Source organism: Sphingobium sp. S6, assembly GCF_905120495.1.
GTDB lineage: Bacteria > Pseudomonadota > Alphaproteobacteria > Sphingomonadales > Sphingomonadaceae > Sphingobium > Sphingobium agri.
Window position 1 is genome coordinate 16,686 of sequence record NZ_CAJHOG010000013.1, and the last position, 22,090, is coordinate 38,775.

At 65.6% G+C, this 22,090-nt stretch carries 18 protein-coding genes; 13 read left to right on the forward strand and 5 right to left on the reverse strand.

Translation table 11 applies throughout. The features are described from left to right. The first annotated feature begins 115 nt into the window (after window positions 1-115). Window positions 116-1,297, forward strand: coding sequence for a cation:proton antiporter (locus SPHS8_RS18345; RefSeq protein WP_007686449.1), 1,182 nt, complete (start codon window positions 116-118; stop codon window positions 1,295-1,297). A gap of 116 nt (window positions 1,298-1,413) precedes the next feature. Here SPHS8_RS18345 and SPHS8_RS18350 read toward each other — a convergent pair whose 3' ends face one another. Together SPHS8_RS18350 and SPHS8_RS18355 are read right to left on the reverse strand one after the other, a co-directional pair. Then, window positions 1,414-2,052, reverse strand: a complete 639-nt coding sequence (locus SPHS8_RS18350) for a 3-oxoacid CoA-transferase subunit B (RefSeq protein WP_007686450.1) — start codon at window positions 2,050-2,052, stop codon at window positions 1,414-1,416. Beyond that, window positions 2,052-2,771, reverse strand: a complete 720-nt coding sequence (locus SPHS8_RS18355; protein ID WP_007684919.1) for a CoA transferase subunit A — start codon at window positions 2,769-2,771, stop codon at window positions 2,052-2,054. Before SPHS8_RS18355 ends, SPHS8_RS18350 begins: the two co-directional genes overlap by 1 nt. Window positions 2,772-2,841: 70 nt before the next feature. Here SPHS8_RS18355 and SPHS8_RS18360 point away from each other — a divergent pair, with 70 nt between their 5' ends. From SPHS8_RS18360 to SPHS8_RS18380, 5 genes are all read left to right on the forward strand, one after another. Beyond that, a complete protein-coding gene (locus tag SPHS8_RS18360) occupies window positions 2,842-3,639 on the forward strand; it encodes an IclR family transcriptional regulator domain-containing protein (protein ID WP_007684916.1) in 798 nt (265 codons plus the stop codon). Between the two features lie 35 nt (window positions 3,640-3,674). Continuing rightward, window positions 3,675-4,886 (forward strand): acetyl-CoA C-acetyltransferase, encoded by a 1,212-nt coding sequence (locus SPHS8_RS18365; protein WP_013054067.1) that lies wholly within the window; start codon window positions 3,675-3,677, stop codon window positions 4,884-4,886. Between the two features lie 368 nt (window positions 4,887-5,254). Continuing rightward, window positions 5,255-5,974, forward strand: coding sequence for a hypothetical protein (locus SPHS8_RS18370; protein WP_007684913.1), 720 nt, complete (start codon window positions 5,255-5,257; stop codon window positions 5,972-5,974). Window positions 5,975-6,123: 149 nt separating this feature from the next. After that, window positions 6,124-7,134, forward strand: a complete 1,011-nt coding sequence (locus SPHS8_RS18375) for an NADP-dependent oxidoreductase (protein ID WP_007684912.1) — start codon at window positions 6,124-6,126, stop codon at window positions 7,132-7,134. Window positions 7,135-7,278: 144 nt separating this feature from the next. Then, on the forward strand, window positions 7,279-7,743 hold the full coding sequence (locus tag SPHS8_RS18380; RefSeq protein WP_025161107.1) for a winged helix-turn-helix transcriptional regulator: 465 nt from the start codon (window positions 7,279-7,281) through the stop codon (window positions 7,741-7,743). An 18-nt stretch (window positions 7,744-7,761) separates the two neighbouring features. Here SPHS8_RS18380 and SPHS8_RS18385 read toward each other — a convergent pair whose 3' ends face one another. Together SPHS8_RS18385 and SPHS8_RS18390 are read right to left on the reverse strand one after the other, a co-directional pair. Further along, on the reverse strand, window positions 7,762-8,397 hold the full coding sequence (locus SPHS8_RS18385; RefSeq protein ID WP_007684910.1) for a TetR-like C-terminal domain-containing protein: 636 nt from the start codon (window positions 8,395-8,397) through the stop codon (window positions 7,762-7,764). 4 nt (window positions 8,398-8,401) lie between these two features. Further along, on the reverse strand, window positions 8,402-9,406 hold the full coding sequence (locus SPHS8_RS18390) for an NAD(P)H-dependent flavin oxidoreductase (protein WP_007684909.1): 1,005 nt from the start codon (window positions 9,404-9,406) through the stop codon (window positions 8,402-8,404). 440 nt (window positions 9,407-9,846) lie between these two features. Between SPHS8_RS18390 and SPHS8_RS18395 the strand changes: the two genes are divergently transcribed. The 7 genes from SPHS8_RS18395 (at window position 9,847) to SPHS8_RS18425 (ending at window position 19,485) form a co-directional block, all read left to right on the forward strand. Continuing rightward, window positions 9,847-12,168 carry a TonB-dependent receptor gene (locus SPHS8_RS18395; RefSeq protein ID WP_073507142.1) on the forward strand — a complete coding sequence of 774 codons (2,322 nt, stop codon included), beginning with the start codon at window positions 9,847-9,849 and terminating at the stop codon, window positions 12,166-12,168. Between the two features lie 148 nt (window positions 12,169-12,316). Beyond that, entirely contained in the window at window positions 12,317-13,066 is a 750-nt protein-coding gene (locus tag SPHS8_RS18400) for an SDR family NAD(P)-dependent oxidoreductase (protein WP_007682295.1), read from the forward strand. A 25-nt stretch (window positions 13,067-13,091) separates the two neighbouring features. Continuing rightward, window positions 13,092-14,225: an alcohol dehydrogenase catalytic domain-containing protein gene (locus tag SPHS8_RS18405; RefSeq protein WP_084191196.1), complete on the forward strand. Its 1,134-nt coding sequence runs from the start codon at window positions 13,092-13,094 to the stop codon at window positions 14,223-14,225. A gap of 64 nt (window positions 14,226-14,289) precedes the next feature. Next, window positions 14,290-16,269, forward strand: a complete 1,980-nt coding sequence (locus tag SPHS8_RS18410) for a flavin-containing monooxygenase (protein ID WP_007682299.1) — start codon at window positions 14,290-14,292, stop codon at window positions 16,267-16,269. Then, complete coding sequence (locus tag SPHS8_RS18415; protein ID WP_007682301.1) at window positions 16,266-17,003, forward strand: SDR family NAD(P)-dependent oxidoreductase; 738 nt, start codon at window positions 16,266-16,268, stop codon at window positions 17,001-17,003. The genes SPHS8_RS18410 and SPHS8_RS18415 overlap by 4 nt, the downstream gene beginning before the upstream one ends. Continuing rightward, window positions 17,000-17,989, forward strand: coding sequence for an alpha/beta hydrolase fold domain-containing protein (locus tag SPHS8_RS18420; protein ID WP_007682303.1), 990 nt, complete (start codon window positions 17,000-17,002; stop codon window positions 17,987-17,989). Before SPHS8_RS18415 ends, SPHS8_RS18420 begins: the two co-directional genes overlap by 4 nt. Next, a complete protein-coding gene (locus tag SPHS8_RS18425) occupies window positions 17,986-19,485 on the forward strand; it encodes an NAD-dependent succinate-semialdehyde dehydrogenase (RefSeq protein ID WP_179443504.1) in 1,500 nt (499 codons plus the stop codon). The genes SPHS8_RS18420 and SPHS8_RS18425 overlap by 4 nt, the downstream gene beginning before the upstream one ends. 231 nt (window positions 19,486-19,716) lie before the next feature. On the opposite strand, the gene SPHS8_RS18430 is transcribed toward SPHS8_RS18425, so the two are convergent. Next, the gene (locus SPHS8_RS18430) at window positions 19,717-22,011 is read right to left on the reverse strand and encodes a TonB-dependent receptor (protein WP_129965604.1); all 2,295 of its coding nucleotides are present in this window, start codon (window positions 22,009-22,011) and stop codon (window positions 19,717-19,719) included. Between the last annotated feature and the right edge of the window lie 79 nt (window positions 22,012-22,090).

Consider the following 22,090-nt stretch of genomic DNA (forward strand, 5'->3'; position numbering starts at 1 on the left):
GCGCACCAACGGATCGACCCTCAGGCGCCGCCGGAGAAAAGGTCGGCAATCAGGAAGCGGGCATCCGCCGCCGCGCCATGATGAGGACATAGAGGGACAAGTGATAGTTTCCATATTGGCCCTGGCTTGCGCCGGCAGCGCACTGGCCGCCGTCGTCGCCCAATGGATGCCCAAGGCCCTCTTGCCCGCGCTGGTGCTGGAAATCGCGTTCGGGATCCTGGTCGGCCCGCATGGCCTGGGATTCCTGTCGCCCGGTCCCTCGATGGAGCTGTTCGCCCAGATCGGGCTTGCCATACCCATGGTGATCGCGGGGCTGGAGGTCGATTTCGGCGCGTTGCTGGCCCGGCCGCAGGGGGCGCAGCGGGTGAGGCCGCTCATCCTGGCCATCCTCATATCGCTGCTGACCCTTGCCATGGCCGGCCTTGGCGCCTGGCTGCTGCTCGACCCGGGGACGCCCCTGGTGCACCTGGCGATCTATGCCGCGATCCTTTCCACCAGCTCGGTCGGCATCGTCGTGCCGATGATACAGGAAAAGGGCATCGCCAGCGACATATACGGGCAGACGATCCTCTCGGCCGCGCTGCTCGTCGACTTCTTCGCGATGATCGCCATTTCCGCCCTGGCCGGGATCGTCGTCAGCGGCAGCGCGCAGGGCGCCTTGGGCAGCCTGGCGCTTGTCGCCATCGCCGTCCCGGCGATCCGACTGCTGCCCAGGCTGCTGGCGCGGGTGCCCGCGGCGCGGCTGGACAACCGGACCAGCCTGCCCTTCGTCAGGCTCAGCCTGGCGCTGCTGTTCCTGACGGCCTGGCTGGCGGAGATGCTGAATTCGCAACTGGTGCTGGCGGCGTTCCTCGCGGGATTGCTGCTGGGGCAGATCGTTCCGCGCGGCAGCCACCGGCGCGAGCGGCTGGAGGTCATCGGCTATGGCTTCATCGTGCCCTTCTTCTTCATCAATGTCGGCCTGAAATTCGATATTCCCGCGCTGTTGGGATCGCCCAAGACCCTGTGGCTGGTGCCGGGCTTCGTGGCGGTCGCCTTCGCCAACAAGATCATCCCGTCGCTGCTGCTGGTCCCGATCCACGGCCGCAGAAAGGCGATGGCCGCCGGCATATTGCTGAGCGCGCGCATCAGCCTGATCGTCGCGGCGTCGGACATCGCGACCCGGATCGGCGTGCTCGACACCGCGACCAACGCGGCCATGGTGCTGGTCGCGATCATCAGCGCGGCGCTCGCCCCCATCCTGTTCAACATCCTCGCCGCGCCGCACAGGCAGCCGCCGATGCGCGTCCAGGCCTGAACGGGCCTTTTCCCCTTCGGCGCGGACGGGGCAGAGGCAAAAGAAAAGAGAGCGTCTCCGCTTCCTGCGAAAACGCTCTCCCCCCCGCCGTTTGGCGGCGCCTGTCTGATTTCGGATCAGGCCGACCGGATCGGGATTCCCGTCCGGGCGCGAACGAAATCGATGTCGAGATCCGACGCCAGTTCCTGCACGATCAATTCGCCGCGATCCCGATCCAGCACGAACCGGCCGAAGTCGGAAATGATGGCGTCGACGACGCCCGTGCCGGTGAGCGGCAGGGTGCAGCGTTCGACGATCTTGGAATTGCCCGCCTTGTCGCTGTGGCTCATCACCACGACGACGCGCTTCACGCCCGCGACCAGGTCCATCGCGCCGCCCATGCCCTTGATCATCTTGCCCGGCACGGTCCAGTTGGCCAGGTCGCCATTGCCGGCAACCTCCATGGCGCCCAATATGGCAAGGTCGATATGCCCGCCGCGGATCATGGCGAAGCTGTCGGCCGAGCTGAAGAAGCTCGACGTGGGCAAAGTGGTCACCGTCTGCTTGCCCGCGTTGATGAGGTCCGGGTCGACTTCATCCTCATAGGGAAAGGGACCGATGCCCAGCAGGCCGTTCTCCGACTGGAGAACGACCTCTATGTCGGCGGGCACATAATTGGCGACCAGCGTCGGAATGCCGATGCCCAGGTTCACATAAAAGCCGTCCTGCAGCTCGCCGGCGGCGCGGGCCGCCATTTCCTCACGTGTCCAGGGCATCAGGCCTTCTCCTCCGTGCGGGGACGCGTGGTCCGGAATTCGATTCGCTTCTCATAGGACGGTCCCTGGATCACGCGATCGACATAGATGCCAGGCGTGTGGACCTGGTCGGGGTCGAGCGCGCCGGCCGGGACGATCTCCTCCACCTCGGCGATGGTGATCTTGCCGGCGGTCGCCATGTTCGGATTGAAGTTCCGCGCCGTCTTGCGATAGACGAGATTGCCCTCCGGATCGGCTTTCCAGGCCTTCACGATGGAAACGTCGGCCCGCAGCCACGTTTCGCGCACATAGAGCGACCCTTCGAATTCCTCGACGGGCTTGCCCTCCGCGACGACGGTTCCCACGCCGGTCTTCGTGTAGAAGGCCGGAATGCCCGCGCCGCCCGCGCGTATGCGTTCCGCCAGCGTGCCCTGCGGATTGAGCTCCAGTTCGAGCTGGCCCGACAGATAGAGTTCCGCGAACAGCTTGTTCTCCCCGATATAGGAGGAGACCATCTTGCGGATCTGGCCGTTGTTGAGCAGCGTCCAGAGGCCGAAGCCGTCCGCGCCGCAATTGTTGGAGATGACGGTGAGTTCCTTGACGCCGTTCCGCAGCAGGCCGGCGATCAGATGTTCCGGATTGCCCGAAAGCCCGAACCCGCCGGACATGATGGTCATCCCGTCGAAGAGAACGCCCTCAAGCGCTGCATCAGCGTCGGGAAATATCTTGCGCTTTGCCATAATAATCCCTATTTGTCCGATTATCGGATAAAAACGCCAATATTCGTTTAAGCGCAAAAGGTCAATGCCCATGGCTGACGACAGCCAAGCCGCCGATCCCAACTTCATGCTTTCGCTGGCGCGGGGCCTTGGCGTGCTGCGCGCTTTCGAGGGGCAGTCCTCGCTCAGCATCACGGAAGCGGCGCGGCTGAGCGGGCTGAACCGGCCCAGCGCCGGCCGCTGCCTGCACACGCTGACATGCCTTGGCTATGTTCGCGAGCGGGACGGGCGCTATTCGCTCACGCCCAAATTGCTGCCGCTGGCCGCCGGGTTCCTGACGTCGACCCCCCTGGCCAGCGCCAGCCAGGCGGTCGCCAACGCCTTGCGCGACAGCCTTCAGGAAACGGTGTCGGTCGGCGCGCTCGATCCGTCGGACCCGGGCCGCATCATCTACATCGCCCGCGCCGAGCGGAACCAGGTGATCGCCGCGCCGCTGATGGTCGGCAGCACCCTGCCCAGCCATTGCACGTCGATGGGCCGCGTCCTCCTCGCCTCGCTCGCGCCGTGCGAGACCGAACGGTGGCTGGCGCGCGCCGCCCTGGAGCCGAGGACCGAACGCACCATCGTTTCCCCCGATGCGCTCCGCACCGAACTGGTCGCCGTGGGCGAGCGGCGCTGGAGCCTGGTCGAGGAGGAACTGGAGGTCGGGCTGCGATCCCTGGCCGTTCCCGTCCGCGACCGCGAGGGGCAGGTCCTGGCGGCGCTCAATGTCGCCACCTTCTCCGACGCCCACAGCCGCGAGGATCTGATCGAGCGCTATCTTCCCGACCTGAGGGCCGCCGCCGGTCAGCTGGAGCGCGCCATCCAGAGCCATCGCCCCAATCCATAAACCCGCAATCCGTTGAATCTACAGGAGTTGACATCATGACATTGCGTCGAGCCGCCATCGTTTCGCCTCTTCGGACCGCCGTCGGGAAATTCGGCGGCGGCCTTTCCGCGCTGACGGCGGGGCAATTGGGCGCCACGATCATCAAGGCGCTGGTCGAACGCAGCGGGATCGATCCCGAACGCGTCGACGACGTCGTCTTCGGACATGGCTATCCCAGCGGGGAGGCGCCCAGCATCGGCCGCTGGTCCTGGCTGGCCGCCGGCATGCCCCAGAATGTGCCGGGCTTCCAGCTCGACCGCCGCTGCGGCTCCGGCCTTCAGGCGATCATCGAAGCGGCCATGATGGTTCAGACCGGCGCCGCCGACGTCGTGGTCGCGGGCGGCGCGGAAAGCATGTCCAATGTCGAACATTATTCGACCGCGCTGCGCAAGGGCGCGCGCATGGGCAGCCTCGAACTGCACGACCGGCTGACCCGCGCCCGCCTGATGTCGCAGCCGATCGAACGCTATGGCGTGATCACGGGCATGATCGAGACCGCCGAAAATCTCGCCCGCGACTATGGCATCACGCGGGAGCAGTCGGACGCCTATGCCGTCCGATCGCACCAGCGCGCCGCCGCCGCCTGGCGCGAGGGCAAGTTCGCTGACGAGATCGTGCCCGTCGCCGTGCCGCAGAAGCGCGGCGAACCCGTGATCTTCGATCGGGACGAGGGGTTCCGCGAGGATGCCTCGCTGGAGACGCTCGGCGGGTTGAAGCCGATCGAGGGCGGCGTGGTGACCGCCGGCAACGCCAGCCAGCAGAATGACGCCGCCGCGGCCTGCCTGGTCGTTGCCGAAGACCAGCTCGCGAAGCTCGGCCTGGAGCCGAGCGGCTGGTTCGTCGGCTGGGCGGCGGCGGGTTGCGATCCCTCCCGCATGGGCATCGGCCCGGTGGGCGCCGTCCAGCGGCTGTTCGCGCGCACGGGCCTGGGCTGGGACGACATGGACCTCATCGAAATCAACGAGGCTTTTGCGGCCCAGGTGCTCGCGCTGCTCAAGGCGTGGGAATGGGGCGAGGACGACAGCCGCCTGGACAAGCTCAACGTCAACGGCTCGGGCATTTCCCTGGGGCACCCGATCGGCGTCACCGGGGCGCGAATCGCCGCGACGATGCTGAACGAGATGCGCCGCCGCGATGCGCGCTACGGTCTGGAGACCATGTGCATCGGCGGCGGCCAGGGTCTCGCCGCCATCTTCGAGCGGTCCTAAGCGGGTTTCAAGCGGCAGGCTGGCTCCCGCCCCTTCGACAGGCGCGGGACAGGCCTTTCCGCGCGATGCTCCAGGCTGTGAACCGACGCGGCCGGCGAAACCCACCGGCCGCGGCTCGGGAATGGATGATCTGAAGGCGCGGCCTTGGGCGCCCTGCGCCGGCCGCCCCACCGCGCCGCATCCTGTCCCGCCGCGCTTTTCCGCGCCCGCCGACGCTCCCATCCCCTTAGCGAACGCCCTGCCGGCGACCTCTCCGGGAATCCATCGCACGAATTTAGGTTGCAAAGTTAAACCATAAGGGCCTATGGGCTGCATGGTTGCAAAGTTAAACCTATCCGGCATTGGCCGGGGAGCGATGGAGAATAGGTGTGAGCGAATTGTTGGACCTGGCGATCGCGGCGCATGGCGGTTGGGACCGCTGGGAGCAGATCAATGAACTGAAAGCCCATTTCCATGCGGAGGGCACGGTCTGGCATGTGAAGCAGTGGCCCGGCGCCTATGCGGACATGCATTGCTCGATCTCCACGCGGAAGCCGCACACCGAATTCACGCCCTTCCTCAAGGAAGGGCAGCATTGCGTCTGGGAGCCGGACAGCACCGCCATCGTCGCCGACAGCGGCGAACTGATCGATAAGCGGGAAAATCCGCGCTCCTTCTTCGAAGGGCACAGCATTCCGACGCCGTGGGACGAACAGCATCTCGTCTATTTCACCGGCTATGCGATGTGGACCTATCTGACCACGCCGTTCCTGTTCAGGCTGCCCGGCTTCACGTCGGAAGAGGTCGAACCCTGGGACGAGAATGGCGAAACCTGGCGTCGCCTGAAGGTGACATTCCCCGAAGGCGTGCCCAGCCATTCCACCCAGCAGACCTTCTATTTCGATCAATCGGGCCTGCTGCGGCGCCACGACTACAGCGTGGAGATCATGGGCGGCACGACCAGCGCCAACTATGCGACCGATCACAAGGCGTTCGACGGCCTCATCTTCCCGACGAAGCGGCGCGTCTATGCCGCCGACGCGGACAACCGCCCGATCCTCGACCGGATCGCCATCGCCATCGACATATGGGACGTCCAGGCGGCCTGACCCGCATTCGAACCGGCCGCGTCCTCGCGGCCGGCAGAGCGGAACCGGGCCGAGCGCAGCGCAGGCCCATGCCGCCACGCAATCGCGTTCGGAACGCCGATCCATTCGCAACGGCGCGCGGACCGAACAGAAGAAAAAGGAAATATGCCATGGTGACCACCCATCGGATCGTCCTTGCCGAACGTCCGCAGGGCGCGGTGACGCCCGCCAATTTCAGGGCAGAGGACGCGCCCCTGCCGCCCATCGGGGACGGACAGTTCCTGGTCGGGGCGAATTATCTGTCGCTCGACCCCTATATGCGCGGCCGCATGGACGACCGGAAATCCTATGCCGCGCCGACGCCGGTCGGCGGGGTGATGGAAGGCGAGATCATCGGGACCGTGCTGGAATCCCGCCATCCGGGCTTTTCGGTCGGGGAACGCGTGGCCGGACGGCTGGGATGGCAGACGCACGCCATTTCGGACGGCACTGGCCTTGTGAAGCTGGACGACCGCTTCAAGCCGATCACCACCGCCGTGGGCGTGCTCGGCATGCCCGGTCTTACCGCTTATTCGGGGCTGCTGACCCTGGGCAAACCCCAGCCCGGCGAAACGGTCGTCGTCGCGGCGGCGACCGGCCCGGTCGGATCGCTGGTCGGCCAGATCGCCAGGCTCTATGGCGCCAGGGCCGTCGGAATCGCGGGCGGCGCGGAAAAATGCGCCTATGCCAAGCAGGAACTGGGCTTCGATGCGGTGGTCGACCATCGGTCCCCGACCTTCGCCGACGATCTGGCCGCGGCGTGCCCGGACGGCATCGACATCAATTTCGAACTGGTCGGCGGCGCCGTCTGGCAGGCCGTGCTGCCGCTGCTCAACAATTTCGCCAGGGTGCCGGTCTGCGGCCTGATCGCCCAGTATAACGGATCGTCCGGCGAACAGGTCGATCATCTGCCCGCCGCGATGCGGATCATCCTGTCGCGCAGCGTCATGATGCGGGGTTTCATCGTCGGCGAATTCTGGGACCAGCGCCCGAAGTTCCTGGACGAGGTCAGCCAGTGGATTTCCGAAGGGAAGATCCGGTTCCGCGAAGACATTGTCGAAGGACTGGACAACGCTCCGGCGGCGTTCATGGGCCTGTTGGAGGGACGGAATTTCGGCAAGCTCGTCGTGAAGATCGATTGACGCCGTCCCCTGCGGTTCGGGAAGGCGGCGACGACCAGGGCCTTCCCCGCCGATGTCTCCCCGGCGGCGTCGCGGGGAGGAACGCTCGACAAATCGGCGGAGTTGGTTTAACTTCAAAACCTTCCTGTGATGTTGGAGATGGCGATGAAGGGAAAGCGGACCAATCTCGGCAACGCCGATTGCGGCATTGCCCGTTCCCTTGAAGTGGTCGGCGACTGGTGGTCGTTGCTGATCGTGCGCGAAGCCTTCAAGGGAAGGGAGCGCTTCGGCGAGTTCCAGAAGGCGATCGGGCTGGCCAAGAACATATTGTCCGCGCGGCTGAAGAAGCTGGTCGAACATGACATCTTCCGGATCGAGCCGGACGCGGACAACGGCGTTGGCCACCGCTATGTCCTCACCGCAAAGGGAGAGGGGTTGTACGTCGTTCTCATGGCGCTGTGGCAGTGGGGCGAAAGCACATGCTTCAAGCCGGACGAGGCCCGATATGCGATGGTCGACCGCCAGAATGGCGAACCGCTGGCCAGGATCGAGCTGAAGGCCAGAGACGGGCGGGTCCTGGGGCCGCGCGACTTCGTGGCCTCGCGCATGGACGACAAGGCGGCCGCCTGACGCGGTTGCTGACGCCGGTCAGGAGGGGATCAGGCCGCTTCCCTGGAGGAAGAGTTCGCTCGTCCTGTCATACAGATCGCCGGCATCCGTCTTTTCGCCGAGCAGGCCCCTGAGTTCCAGACTGACGACGCCGTGCAGCGTCGCCCAGAGCATCTGGGAGAGTTGCCGGGCTTCGTCCCGCCGATCTTCCGGAAGGCAGGCCGCGACCGCCTCCCGCATGGCGCGGAATGTCGACCAGGCGCGCCGCCGGCTTTCCAGCGGCGCTTCATAGGCCCGGCCGAGGTCGCCGAACATGACATTGTAGAATGCCGGTTCCGCCAGCGCATAGGCGCGATAGGCCTTGCATATCGCCCGCAATCGGGCGACCGGCGCAGGTTCTGCCAGGCATTTTCCGAATTCGCGGCCCAAGCCGTCGAAACTGTGGATATACAGCGCGTCCAGCAGCCCCGCCTTGCCCGAAAAGCAGGTATAGATCATCTTGGTCGAGGCGTTGACGACCTCCGCGACGCGCCGGACCGTCAGCGCGGCTGGCCCTTCCTCGCTCAAAATGCGCGCGGCGGCGGCAAGGATGGCGGACCGCGTCTCGTCCCGATAGGTGGCGCGGACCTGTTGCAGGTCGACGCCACCTTCCCATCGGGCCGTGCCGGACGGCATGCGCCTATGCCGTTTCGAGCGCGTTCTGGACCGTTGCGCCCAGGGAGCGGCCCAGCCGGTCGGTGATGATCTGCTCGGCTTCGTTCATGATGCGGTCGACAAGTTCCTTCACGGTCGGCACGTCCCGGATCAATCCGACGACCAGCCCGCAACTCCATGCACCGACATCGACCTCGCCTTCAACCATTACCTTGGGATAGACGCCCGCGACCTGCTCGAAAATATCGTCGATCTTGATCGCGTCGCCCTTTTCCCGTTCGATCTGGCGGATCTTCTCCACGCCGGGATTGTTGAGCACGCGTTCGGTATTGCGCAGCGGCCGCATCACCAGCCGCGTATCGAGTTCCGTCGCCTCGACCAGCGCCCGTTTCACATTTTCATGGACCGGCGCGTCCTGGGTCGCGACGAAACGGGTTCCCATGTTGACGCCGTCGGCGCCCAGCGCCAGCGCCGCCACCAGGCTGCGGCCGTCGGCCATGCCGCCCGACGCGACGAACGGCACGGAAAGCGCCTCCGCCGCCAGCGGCAGCAGGATCATGTTGGGAATGTCGTCTTCGCCCGGATGGCCGCCGCATTCGAAGCCGTCGACGCTGACCGCGTCGCAGCCGATCCGTTCGGCCTTCAGGGCGTGGCGCACGGAGGTGCATTTGTGGATGACCTTGATGCCGGCCTGCTTGAACAGCGGCATATATTCTTCCGGGCTGCGCCCCGCCGTTTCCACGATCCGGATGCCGTTTTCGGCGATGACCTGGATATATTCGGCATAGGGCGGCGCGTTGAAGGTCGGCAGGAAGGTCAGGTTCACGCCGAACGGCTTGTCGGTCAGTTCCCGTGCCTTCGCGATTTCCTGCCCCAGCAGTTCAGGGGTGCGCTGGGTCAGGCCGGTGATCAGGCCCAGGCCGCCCGCATTGGAAACCGCGGCGGCGAGGGAGGCGAAGCCGACATAGTGCATCCCGCCCTGTATGATCGGATGTTCGATCCCGAACAGTTCCGTGATCCGCGTGCGCATTCCTAAGCTCCTTCGTCGTCTGCCCAATCCGGTAACAGTGTTACCAATGAAAACATCGTTGTTCAAGCGCGGACGGCAGGATTTAAAATTGGCTGAAAACAGTGCCTTGCGAGGAATCGATATGTCTGGCGGCGGCGGGGCGGTTCTGGTGGCCGCAACGCTGCGCATCGCCGATTCGGCCTGCCCAGGGCTTTTCCGCGCCTTGGCAGGAGTGCGGCGGAACATGATTGACATTGTAGAATGTGTAGATACACATAACGCAACGAGTCGGGATGCCGGAGTGGATCGAGTCCGGTTGCGTCGCTTCGTGAAAGGCAGTCAGCGGGAACCCCGTCGCTCCCTGCCGGGCCGTGTCGCCCGGCGGCGGTCGACGGGCCGTGCCGTTCAAGCCTGTGATTTCAAGGCAACCCATCGGTCGAATGGGCCCAGGAGGGGGATTGATGATGAAAATGCTCAAGACGGCGCTTTATCTGGCTGGGGCGGCTATTCTGCCCCATGCCGCCCATGGCCAGGCGGCCCCCGCCGACCAGGGCAATGGCCTGAACAGCGTCAGCGACATCGTCGTGACGGCGCAGAAGCGCGCCCAGAGCCTCAGCACCGTGCCGATGTCGGTGACGGCGCTGACCGGGGAGCAGCTTGCGGCGCGGGGGATCAACGATGTCCAGGATCTGGCGAAGGTCACGCCCGGCCTCAATTTCGTGCAGAGCGGCAGCGGCGTGCCGGTCTATTCGCTGCGCGGCGTGGGCTTCTACGACACGGCGGTGGGTGCGCGCCCGACCGTCAGCGTCTATGTCGACGAGGCGCCGCTGCCCTTTTCCGTGATGACGACCGGCGCCGCCTTCGACCTGGAGCGGGTGGAGGTGCTCAAGGGGCCGCAGGGAACCCTGTTCGGCCAGAACGCCACGGGCGGCGCGATCAACTATATCGCCGCGAAGCCCAGGGATGATCTGGGCGCGGGCGTGATGGCGAGTTTTGCGCGCTTCAACACGCTGGACGCGCAGGGCTATGTCACCGGCCCGCTCGCGCCGGGCCTCAACGCCCGCCTGGCGGTTCGCGGGGTGCGGGGCGACGGCTGGCAGCAAAGCTATACCCGCAACGACAGCCTGGGCCGCCAGCGCATGCTCCAGGGCCGGTTCCTTCTGGACTGGCAGGCGTCCGACCGCCTCAGGCTCTCGCTCAATCTCAACGGTTTCATCGACGATGGGGATATGCAGGCGGGCCAGCTCCTCGCCGTGGTTCCCTTGTTCGGCGCATTTGCCGGCACCATTCCGCTCGTCACCAACTATCCGCGCGCGCCCCAGACGCCGCGCGCCGCCGACTGGAACGCCAACACGCCCTACCGCAAGGACAACAGCTTCTACCAGGCGGTGCTGCGCGGGGATTACGAACTGACCGACGACATCACGCTGGTCTCGCTCAATTCCTACGCGCATATGAGCATGGACCAGCGGATCGACCTGGACGGAACGTCGCTGACGAACGGCGACCAGAGCATTCGCGGCCGCATCTCGTCCTTTTCGACCGAGGAGCGGCTGACCGGCAATTTCGGGCCAGCGACCGTCATACTGGGCGTCAACTATGCGCATGACAAGACGCGGGAGAATGCGATCTGGGCGACCTACTATTCCACCCAGAACAGCTTTTTCACGCCCCTGACCAACGACGTCGCCGCCGCGCCCTACGGCTATCAGGACTTCAACACCTATGCCGCGTTCGGCAATGTCGACTATGACATCGGCCGCCTGGTCACGCTGCACGCCGGCGCCCGCTATACCAAGGCGGACCTGGACTATGAGGGGTGCGGGCTTCCGGCCAACCAGAATTCGGCGGTCGGGCTGACACGGCTGTTCAACAATATCCGCGCCGCGGCCGGGCTGGGGCCGATACCCGTCATTCCGATGGACGGTTGCTCGACGCTGGACGCCAATCTCAACTATGCCAGCCATATCGAAGGGACGTTCAACGAGGACAGCCTGTCCTGGCGGGTGGGCGTCGACGTGAAGCCGGCCGAGCGCGTCCTGCTCTATGCGAATGCCAGCCGGGGCTACAAGGCGGGCAGCGTGCCCGTCCTTTCGGGCACCAGCGTCGACCAATATGTTCCGGTGAAGCAGGAAAGCGTGGTCGCGCTGGAGGCGGGGTTCAAGGCGTCGCTTTTCGGGCGGCTGGTCGACGTGACCGGCGCGGCCTTCAACTATGACTATTCGGACAAGCAGCTTCAGGGGCGCATCATCACGCTGATGGGGCCGCTGATCGCGCTGGTCAACGTGCCCAAGTCCCGCGTTCGCGGCTTTGAGGGGCAGGTCACGGTCTATCCGACCAACGGCCTGTCGCTGACCGCCGCGGCGACGTATCTGGACTCGAAGGTCACGTCCGACTTCATCAACTACACGATCATCGGCACGCGCCAGAACTTCAAGGGGAATGATTTTCCCTATACGCCCAAATGGCAGGTCAATCTGGACGGCGCATACCGCTTTCCGATTTCATCGCGGCTGGATGCCAATCTGGGCGTCAACTACAGCTACCGGACCAAGACCAATGCGGGCTTCGGCAACGAACCGCTGCTCTACATGAAGGATTATGGCGTGCTCGACCTGCGCGCCGGCTTCGGCGGCAGCGACGGCAATTGGCAGGTCAGCGTCTTCGGCCGCAACGTGACCAACAGCTATTACTGGACCAACGTCGCCAAGCTCTATGACGTCGTCCGCAGGCTGGCGGGGCAGCCCGCGACCTACGGCATCCAGATGAACTGGCGCTTCTAGGCCATGCGGAGCGGAACAGGCGTGCAGGCTTGCAAGGCCGCTCCGACCAAGGCGGGAGACGGGCGCGCCCGTTTCCCCGCCGCCATTTCCGGCACGCGGTCGGCGACCGCGTGCCGTCCGTTTTCAGCCAAGGGTCTTCGAGGGTTCGATGCAGGATAAATCCGTTCTCGTAACCGGCGCCGCTGGGGGCGTCGGAAAAGCCATTGCCAGGCGCTTCGCGGAGCAGGGCGCGTCCGTCCTCGTCACCGACATCGATGCGCGGGCCGCCGGCCAGGTCGCCGAGGCGATTGGCGGACAGGGCAGGGCGCGGGCGGCCACCCTGGACGTCGGCGACGCCGCCTCGATCGAATTCGCCGTCGCCTCCATCGTCGGATGGACCGGGCGGCTGGACGTGGTCGTGCATGCGGCGGGCATGTGGGCGGGCGGCACCGTGCTCGACATCGACGAAGCGCGGTGGACGCGGGTGCTGGAAGTGAACACGACCAGCGCCTATCTGATCGCCCGGCATTGCGTGCCCCATCTCCGGCAGACCAGGGGATCGATCATCAACATCGCCTCCGTCGCGGGGCTGAAGGGCACGCCGGGCGCGGTCGCCTACAACAGTTCCAAGAGCGCGGTCGTCGGAATGACGAAGTGCATGGCGCTCGATTTCGCGGCATCGGGAGTCCGGGTGAACTGCATCTGCCCGGGCGTGATCGACACGCCGATGGTGGATGCGGTGCTGGCGCATCATGGCGAGACGTTCACGCGGGAGGATCTCGCCCGGCGTCATCCGCTCGGTCGGCTGGGCACGCCGGAGGACATTGCCGGCGCGGCCAGTTTCCTGGCGTCCGACGACGCGTCCTGGATCACCGGAACCGCCCTTGTCGTGGACGGCGGCTCCATGGCCGGGGTCTGATCGCATGAGCGCAGCATCCCCCGCCATGGATGGACGGAGCGACGGGTCGATGACGATCCGGGGCGCGATCCTGGAAACGTCGGACGCGCCGCGGCCCTATGCCGACAGCCGGCCGATCCGGATCGGCACGCTGGACCTGACGCCGCCCGGCCCTGGCGAGATATTGGTCAAGGTCGAGGCGGCCAGCCTCTGCCATTCGGACCTGTCCGTCATCAACGGAAACCGCAGGCGCCCGCTGCCCATGCTGCTGGGACATGAATCCAGCGGGCGCGTCGTCGCCCTGGGGCCGGATGTCGACGACCTCGCCCTGGGACAGCGCGTCGTCCTCACCTTCATGCCCCGCTGCGGCGCCTGCGACGCATGCCGGACAGAAGGGCGCATTCCCTGCACCCGCGGCACCGCCGCCAACGGGGCGGGGACGCTGCTCGACGGCGACGTGCACCTCAGCGAATGCGGCCACCCCGTCCTCCACCATCTGGGGGTCTCCGCCTTCGCGGATCACCTGGTCGCGCATCGCAGTTCCGCCGTGCCGGTGGGCGACGACGTTCCGCCGGACGTGGCGGCGCTGCTGGGCTGCGCCGTGCTCACCGGCGGCGGCGCGCTCCTCAACGAGGCGCGGCCTACCGAGGCGGACGTGGTGGCGGTCATCGGCCTGGGCGGCGTCGGCATGGCCGCGCTCATCACCGCGAAGGCGCTGCGTCCGCGCCGGATCGTCGCGATCGACGCGCTTCCGGACAAGCTCGCCCTAGCCCGTTCGCTGGGCGCCGATGAGGCGCTGTCGCCGCAGGACGCCGTCGACCGGGGGATCAGGGCCGACATCGTCATGGAATGCGCCGGCCATCCCAAGGCGTTCGAAACCGCCTTCGCCATCACCGCGCCCGGCGGCACGACCGTGACGGTCGGCCTGCCCGCGCCCGGCGCCATGGCGCAGATATCGCCCTTGCAGGTGACCGCCGAGGCGCGCCGCATCGTCGGCAGCTATCTTGGTTCGTCGGTTCCCCGGCGTGACATTCCGTTCCTGGAAAGGCTGTGGCGCGAAGGCCGGCTGCCGGTCGAGCGGCTGATTTCGCGCCGCATCGGGCTGGAGGACATCAACGCCGCCTTCGACGCCCTGGCATCGGGCGACCAGCTTCGCCAGGTCATCATGTTCGATGCCTAGTTCACGGCCCGGTTCACGCGCCGCCACGCATATGCCGCAGGTTCGCGGCCAGAGAGGAAAGACCATGTCCGCCAACCCCATCGACCATGCAGATGCGTTCGACACCTATCTTCCGATCGACATCGACGATGCCGAACTGGAGCGTATATTGGAGAAGGCGGAACTGCCCGCCCTGCTGGCCGCGCTGGCGAAGCTGACGGGCGACACGTCGCTGGTTCCCCCATCGCTCAAGCCGCCGCATACGCGCAAATCCTTCATCCCGATGCCGCAGGGCGGCCTTGACGAAGCACAGCAGAAGGAAGCGAGGCGGCTCGCCTTCGACGCGATCAGGCGGTATCGCGACGGCGAGATCCAGACGCCCGGCCACACCGACGATGCGGAGCTGCGGGCGATCGTCAGCTTCCTCATCACCCGCGATTTCGACGATTACCGGGATCTTCTGATCCATGAGGTGGCCGACCATGACGTGGGCGCGCCCCAGTGGACCCTGTCCGAACTCGATCCCGACCGGCCGTTCAAGGTGCTGATCATCGGCGCGGGCATCACCGGCGTCGTCGCCGCCTATCGCCTCAAGCAGGCCGGGGTGGAGCATGTCGTGCTGGAAAAGAATCCAGAGATCGGCGGGACATGGTGGGAAAACACCTATCCGGGCTGCCGTCTCGACACGTCGAACTATGCCTATAGCTTCAGCTTCGCGCAGAAGACCGACTGGCCGCAGAAATTCTCGCGCCAGTCGGAGATCCAGGACTATGTCCTGAAAGTGGCGCATGACTATGGCGTGCGCGACCGCATCGTCTTCAATACCCTCGTCCGATCGGTGATCTATGACGAGGAAGCGGGCGAGTGGGAGGTGACGGCCATCACCGACGGGGAGGTCAGGGTCCACCGCGCCAATGTCGTCATCAGCGGCACCGGCCAGCTCAACTCGCCCAAGCTGCCCAATATCGAGGGCATGGACAGCTTCGCGGGCGCAAGCATGCATTCCGCCCGTTGGAACCATGACGTAAGCCTGAAGGGCAAGCGGGTGGCGATCATCGGGACCGGCGCCAGCGCCTATCAGATCGCGCCGGCGATCGCCGACGAGGTCGGCAAGCTGGAGGTGTTCCAGCGCAGCGCGCCCTGGCTGTTGCCCACGGCCGACTATCTGGACGACATCAGCCCGGAACTGATGTGGCTGTTCCGGCACATTCCGGGCTATGCGCGCTGGTATCGCTTCTGGCAGTTCTGGCTGGCGACGGAAGGCCGGATGCCCACCGTCACCGCCGATGAAGGCTGGAACGAAGAGGGTTCCATCGGCGCCATCAACCATGCCTTCCGCCAGGAACTGGAGGCCGAATTCCGCCGCCAGCTCGCCGACAGGCCGGACCTGATCGACAAGGTCATTCCCACCTATCCGGCGGGGGCCAAGCGCCTGTTGCGCGACAATGGCCAATGGTCGGCCACGCTGCGCAAGCCGCACGTCGACCTGGTGACCGAAGGAATAGAGCGGATCGTGCCCGAAGGCGTCGTCACGGCGGACGGCGTGCTGCATGAGGTGGACGTCATCGCCTATGCCACCGGCTTCCGCGCGGACGAGTTCCTGGCCGACATGGAGGTGCGCGGGCGCGACGGCGTGGAGGTGCACGAATATTGGGACGGCGATCCGCGGGCCTATGCCACCATGACGGTGCCGGGCTTCCCCAATTTCTTCATCTGCGGCGGTCCCAATTCGGCCGTGGCGGCGAACGGCAGCGCGATCTTCATAGTCGAATGCAGCATCGAATATATATTGGAGTGCATCCGCACCCTGGTCGTGAAGCGGCTGAAGGACATGGAGCCTACCGACGCCGCGACCGATGCCTTCGTGGGGAAGATCGACCGCGCCAACCGGGCGCGGGCATGGGGCGCGGAAGGCGTCACGAGCTGGTACAGGAACAAGACCGGCCGCGTTTCCGCCGTCTGGCCGTTCGAACTGCTGGAGTTCTGGAACATGACGCGCGGGCCGGCCGAGGGCGATTATCGCTTCACCCCCTTGGGCGAGCTGACGACGCAGGCGGCGGAATGAGCCGCCTGACGGGGAAGACCGCGCTGATCACGGGCGCCGCCCGGGGCCTGGGCGCGGCCTATGTCCGCCGCTTCGTCGCCGAGGGCGCCAGGGTTCTGGTCACCGACGTGATCGACGAGGAGGGCCGGCTGCTGGCCGAGGAGATGGGCGCCGATGCCGCCGACTATCTCCGCCTGGACGTGTCCTGCGGCGAAAGCTGGGGGGCGGCGGTTGACCGATGCGTCGAACGGTTCGGCAGGATCGACATATTGGTGAACAATGCGGGCGTGGGCGGGGGTGGCGCGCTGGAAACCACGTCCGACGACCAATGGGAAAGGCAGATCGCCGTCAATCTGGGCGGCGTCTTCTACGGCATGCGCGCCTGCATTCCGCGCATGGCGGCGGCCGGCGGGGGATCGGTGATCAACATCTCCTCGATCAACGGCGTCAGGGGCAATCGCGAACGTTACGGCTATGTCGCCTCCAAATTCGGGGTCATCGGCCTCACCAAGGCGGCCGCCCTCGACTTCGCGGCGGCGGGCGTCCGGGTGAACGCGGTGCTGCCCGGCATGATCAGCACGCCCATGACCGCGGGATTGAAGGTCGACACGTCGCTTATCCCGCTGGGACGGCCGGGGGGCATGGACGAAGTGGCCCAGGTCGTCGCGTTCCTCGCTTCGGATGAAGCATCCTATGTCACCGGCGCCGAATTCCTGGTCGATGGCGGCGTCGTGCAGAAAGTGGTTGGACAATGACAGAGGCAATCGAACTTCGCGTCCCCCTGGAACCGGGGGCGCAGGGCGTCGTCGATCAATATCGCGCGGCGGCCCTGCCTCCGCTCGAACAGGGCACGGCGCAACAGGCGCGGGAAGGCTATCGCGCCACGTCGCTGCGCGCAGGCTTCGAACCGGAACGCGATGTCCGCGCCAGGGATCTGACGATCGGGGCGGGCGGCAATCCGCTGCGGACGCGGATATACGAGCCGGAGGGGGCGATCGGGCCGCGCCCGCTGATCGTCTACCTGCATGGCGGCGGCTGGGTCATGGGGGATCTGGACACCCATGATTCCACCTGCCGGCTGCTGGCCAGGCAGGCGGGCGCGATCCTGGTCGCGGTCGACTACCGGCTGGCGCCCGAACATCCCTTTCCCGCGGCGGTGGAGGACGCCGTCGCCGCGCTGCGCCATGTGCCTGAGGCGGTGGCCGGGCTGAGCATCGAAACGGCGGGGCTGGCCGTTGCGGGCGACAGCGCGGGCGCGACGCTGGCATTGGTCGCGGCGCTCGCGCTGAGGGACGAAGCGACGCCGTCCGCGCTGGCCCTCTTCTATCCCGCGGGCGACATGGGCCGCAGAACCGCGTCGATGGACGAATTCAGCAGCGGCTATCCGCTTACATCCTCGACGCTTCGCTGGTTCCGCGACCTTTATCTGGACGATGTGGCGCTGGCGGGCGACTGGCGCGCATCGCCGGCGCGTCATCCGGATTTCGGCGCCCTGCCGCCCACGCTCATCCTGTCGGTCGGCCACGATCCGTTGCGCGACGACACGATCGCGCTGGCCGGGCGGCTGAAGCGCGAGGTGCGGGGCAGCGAGCATCGACACCTGCCTGACCAGATGCACGGCTTCCTGACGCTGGGCGGGGTCATCGCTCCGGCGCGGGGCGAACTGGACCATGCGGCGCGCTTCCTTCGCCAGGCTATGGGCCTTGGCCCCCTGCTGGAGCGGGAGGGAGAAAGCGCATGATGGCCGCGACCATGCAGCAGCAGGCTCTGACGGAGGCGGCCGACATGGTTTCGTCCGTCCCCACGGGACTTTTCATCGACGGCGCCTGGCGCGCGGCGGCCGACGGGCAGCAATTTAGCGTCCACGATCCGGCGACCGGGGATGTCGTCGCCCGGCTGGCGAATGCGACGCCGTCGGACGCCATGGATGCGCTCGACGCCGCCGACCGCGCCTTTCCGTCATGGTCGCGCACGCCGCCGCGCGAACGCGCCGAGTTGCTGCGCCGGACGTTCGACCTCGTCATGCGCGACAGGGAACGGATCGCCCGCATCATCACGCTCGAAATGGGAAAGCCGCTGCGGGAATCCCATGCCGAGGTGAGCTATGGCGCGGAATTCCTCCGCTGGTTCGGTGAGGAGGCGGTTCGCATATCCGGACGCTTCGGCTCGTCGCCGGAGGGCACCGGGGACATGATCGTCTCGCGCCATGCGCTTGGCCCGGCGCTGCTCATCACGCCCTGGAACTTTCCCCTCGCCATGGCGACGCGCAAGATCGCGCCCGCGCTGGCCGCCGGATGCACCGTCGTGATCAAGCCCGCCGCGCTGACGCCGCTCACCACCCTGTATCTCGTGAAATTGCTTGAAGAGGCGGGCCTGCCGGCGGGCGTCGTCAACGTCATTCCCACGACGAATTCGGGCGGCGCCACCGGACCGATCATCGCGGACAGCCGCTTGCGCAAGATCAGCTTCACCGGGTCGACGCAAGTGGGGCGGGTGCTGCTGGAGAAGGCCTCCGCCAACATCCTGCGATCCTCCATGGAACTGGGCGGAAACGCGCCCTTCCTGGTCTTCGACGATGCCGATCTCTCCCGCGCCGTGGAAGGCGCGCTCGTCGCGAAGTTCAGGAATATCGGCCAGGCCTGCACGGCGGCCAACAGGTTCATCGTTCATGCAAGCGTGGCCCAGGAATTCAGCCGGCGGGTGGCGGAGAAGGTGGCGCAGTTCAAGCTCGGCTCAGGCTTCGATCCGGACGTCGCGATCGGCCCTCTGATCGACGAGGCGGCGGTCGCGGGGGTGGACGAGCTGGTCCAGGATGCCTTGTCCCGCGGCGCGACCCTCGTCACGGGCGGCAAGCGGCGGGGCGGCGCGGGCACCTTCTTCGAACCCACGGTGCTCACCGATGTCGCAAGGGACAGCCGAATCCTGCGGGAGGAGATTTTCGGCCCCGTCCTGCCGATCGTCTCTTTCGACACGGACGACGAAGCCATCGCCATTGCGAACGACACCGAATATGGCCTGGTCGGCTATGCCTTCACCGCCAGCATCGAGCGGGGGCAGCGGCTGATCAATGAACTCCAGACCGGCATGATGGGATGGAATGTCGGCGTCCTTTCCAATGCCGCCGCACCCTTTGGCGGGGTGAAGATGTCGGGCCTGGGGCGCGAGGGCGGCGCTGAAGGGATCGATGAATATCTGACCACCAAATATACGCTGCTGCCGTCCGTTTCCCGCCCGTAAAGCATTTTCCCGGCGGGCGCCGCCGCCTGCGAAAGGGATCGGCAGGGATGCGGGGATGCCATTGCCGGACGTTCTGCCCATCTCGTCCGGCAAAGGGAGCGTGCCGCGCCTGATGGACGCGGCACGCTCCCGAATTGGGCCGCAAGCAGGAACCCGGGTTCGCCGTCTGAACTGGGCGCCTGCCTGCGCAGGAAGGGATAAAAAGGTAGAGCAGTCGGGTCCGAATCTGCTTTAGAATTTCGCGTCGAAGCTGATCCCGTAGGTGCGCGGGTCGGCGAGATGGGTATAATCGAACCCGTTGCCGGACAGGTCTAGCGAATAACGCGCATAATATTTGTTGAAGATATTCTTGCCCCACAGGCTGACGCCGTAGCGATCGTCGGCAAATCGATAGCTGAGCTGGCTGTTGACCAGCGCATATCCCTTCTGCGCGGTGCGTTCCGTATTGAACAGGTCGAAATATTGCTTGGACGTGAAACTGCCGTTCACGCCCCAGCTCAGCTTTCCGCCGCCGGTCTCCACTATATCCCAATCGAAACCCGCCGATGCGCTGAGCTTCGGCGCGTTGGGCAACTGGTTCCCCCGCAGGGACGTGCCATTGAGCGATCCTTCCTTGATCTTCGTGTCCAATATGCCGACCCCGACATTGATCCGAAGCGCCTGGACCGGGCGCACCGTCAGTTCGAATTCCGCGCCCAGGATGCGGGACTTGGGAATATTGATCAGCGTCTGGATATGGGTGACCGAATTGACGCTGATCGCCTGCTGGTCGCGATAATCATAATAGAATGCCGCCCCGTTGAAGGTCACGGCGCGGTCCAGGAACTGGCTCTTGAAACCCAGTTCATAGGCGTTGACGGTTTCCGGTTCCGCCACGTTCAATTCGGCCGGGGAAAAATAGGCCTGCGCGTTGAAGGCGTTGGCGCGATAGCCGCGGCTGAAGCTGGCATAGATCAGGTCGTTGTCGGCGGTCTTGAAATCGACGCCGACCTTGCCGGTGACCGTGCCTTTCTTGAAACGGGCGCTGGTCGACGCATCGAAATCGAACGGATCGTCGCCTGGGATGGTGTTGACGATGGGAACGCCGTCCGGCCCCTCTATCTGCGCGCGGTAGCCGACGACCTTGCCCCGATCCTGCGTATAGCGGATGCCGCCGCGCAGGATGAGGCGGTCCGACAGCTTGTAATTCATGTCGGTATAGACGGCGGCGCTTTTCCTGACCTGCTTATAATTGTTGCGGTAGATGCAGGAGACCGCGAAGCCGCTGTCGACGCAATCTTCCCAGGTGAGCGCGCCGTCGCCGTTCACGTCGATGTCGCTGTAGAATCCCGCCGACGTCTCGTTCCACAATTTCTCGATATTATAATAGGCGCCGAAGATGAAGTTGAACGGTCCGTCGAAGTCCGAAGACAGGCGAAGATCCTGCGAAAACTGCTTGCCCCGTCCTTTCAGGTCGGCCTCCAGCACCCGCAGCGGCGTGCCGTCCGCCTCGTCGATGACGCGCAGGCGGCCATAGTCGTAGGACGTCACCGACGTGACGGTCAGCGCGTCCGCGACATGCCAGTTTCCGGTCAGGGACGCGCCATAGGTGCGGTGGCGATGGCGGCCGATATTGTCCGCCTCCATCTCCCGCCGTCCAAGGCCGGTCCTGAAATAGCTGGACGCGCCGAACATCTCATAGACCCCGTTCCCTATGCCCAGAGACCCGACCGGCTCGCCCAGGACGCCATATTCGATCGGATTTTGCAGGCTGGTCGTCAGCCGCAGGATGAAGTCCAGCTTGTCGTTCGGTTCGAACAGCAGGGACGCCCGGATGCCATATTGGCGCACGGCGCTGCCGTCGGGTCTGCCCGGCATCAGATTCTTGAACCAGCCGTCGGCGCGGGAGAATGTGAAGGCGATGCGCGCCGCCAGCGTGTCGCCCAGACCCGCCTGCACCGCTCCGTCGGCGTCGTATCGGTTGTAATTGCCGTAGCCCAGTTTCAGATAGGCTTCGGAATCATGCCCCGGCCTCTTGCTGATGAAATTGATGGCGCCGCCGGTCGTATTCTTTCCATATAGGGTTCCCTGCGGTCCCCGCAGCACTTCGACCCGTTCCAGGTCGAACATGCCCAATCCCAGCAGGGGAAAGCTGCCCTTGTAGACTTCGTCGAAATAGGTCGCGACCGGACCCTGCTGGTTGAAGCTGAAGTCCGACATCGAAACGCCGCGCAGCGAGAAGATCGGCAGCCCGTCCCCGGCGACGGTCGACGCCTGAAGATTGGGAACCGACCCGGCAAGATCGCTGACCTGCTGAAGCCGCTGCTGCGACAGCGCCGCGCTGCCCAGCGCCGTCACCGACACGGGCACGTCCTGCAACCTTTCGGACCGGCGGAGCGCGGTCACGACGATGTCGCTGGTGCTGACCGATCCCGACGCGCTTTTCTCCGCCGCGGCCTGATCCGGACCGCTATCCTGCGCCAGGGCGGGTTGCGCAAATGCGAAGGCGCAGACGCCACATAATAGCTGATACCCCAATCCGTTCATTTTCTCTCTCCTTGATTGGCCGTCGAGGAGTTTGCCTCCTTCTTGGCAGCGCTTTTGATGGATCGAAACCGTCATTGCC

What these genes read in the sequence shown, in the direction of transcription:
- SPHS8_RS18350 (WP_007686450.1), bottom strand. Translation starts at nt 2,052, where the DNA reads ATGCCCTGGACACGTGAGGAAATGGCGGCCCGCGCCGCCGGCGAGCTG.
- SPHS8_RS18355 (WP_007684919.1), bottom strand. Translation starts at nt 2,771, where the DNA reads ATGGCAAAGCGCAAGATATTTCCCGACGCTGATGCAGCGCTTGAGGGC.
- SPHS8_RS18360 (WP_007684916.1), top strand. Translation starts at nt 2,842, where the DNA reads ATGGCTGACGACAGCCAAGCCGCCGATCCCAACTTCATGCTTTCGCTG.
- SPHS8_RS18365 (WP_013054067.1), top strand. Translation starts at nt 3,675, where the DNA reads ATGACATTGCGTCGAGCCGCCATCGTTTCGCCTCTTCGGACCGCCGTC.
- SPHS8_RS18375 (WP_007684912.1), top strand. Translation starts at nt 6,124, where the DNA reads ATGGTGACCACCCATCGGATCGTCCTTGCCGAACGTCCGCAGGGCGCG.
- SPHS8_RS18380 (WP_025161107.1), top strand. Translation starts at nt 7,279, where the DNA reads ATGAAGGGAAAGCGGACCAATCTCGGCAACGCCGATTGCGGCATTGCC.
- SPHS8_RS18385 (WP_007684910.1), bottom strand. Translation starts at nt 8,397, where the DNA reads ATGCCGTCCGGCACGGCCCGATGGGAAGGTGGCGTCGACCTGCAACAG.
- SPHS8_RS18390 (WP_007684909.1), bottom strand. Translation starts at nt 9,406, where the DNA reads ATGCGCACGCGGATCACGGAACTGTTCGGGATCGAACATCCGATCATA.
- SPHS8_RS18395 (WP_073507142.1), top strand. Translation starts at nt 9,847, where the DNA reads ATGATGAAAATGCTCAAGACGGCGCTTTATCTGGCTGGGGCGGCTATT.
- SPHS8_RS18400 (WP_007682295.1), top strand. Translation starts at nt 12,317, where the DNA reads ATGCAGGATAAATCCGTTCTCGTAACCGGCGCCGCTGGGGGCGTCGGA.
- SPHS8_RS18405 (WP_084191196.1), top strand. Translation starts at nt 13,092, where the DNA reads ATGGATGGACGGAGCGACGGGTCGATGACGATCCGGGGCGCGATCCTG.
- SPHS8_RS18410 (WP_007682299.1), top strand. Translation starts at nt 14,290, where the DNA reads ATGTCCGCCAACCCCATCGACCATGCAGATGCGTTCGACACCTATCTT.
- SPHS8_RS18415 (WP_007682301.1), top strand. Translation starts at nt 16,266, where the DNA reads ATGAGCCGCCTGACGGGGAAGACCGCGCTGATCACGGGCGCCGCCCGG.
- SPHS8_RS18420 (WP_007682303.1), top strand. Translation starts at nt 17,000, where the DNA reads ATGACAGAGGCAATCGAACTTCGCGTCCCCCTGGAACCGGGGGCGCAG.
- SPHS8_RS18425 (WP_179443504.1), top strand. Translation starts at nt 17,986, where the DNA reads ATGATGGCCGCGACCATGCAGCAGCAGGCTCTGACGGAGGCGGCCGAC.
- SPHS8_RS18430 (WP_129965604.1), bottom strand. Translation starts at nt 22,011, where the DNA reads ATGAACGGATTGGGGTATCAGCTATTATGTGGCGTCTGCGCCTTCGCA.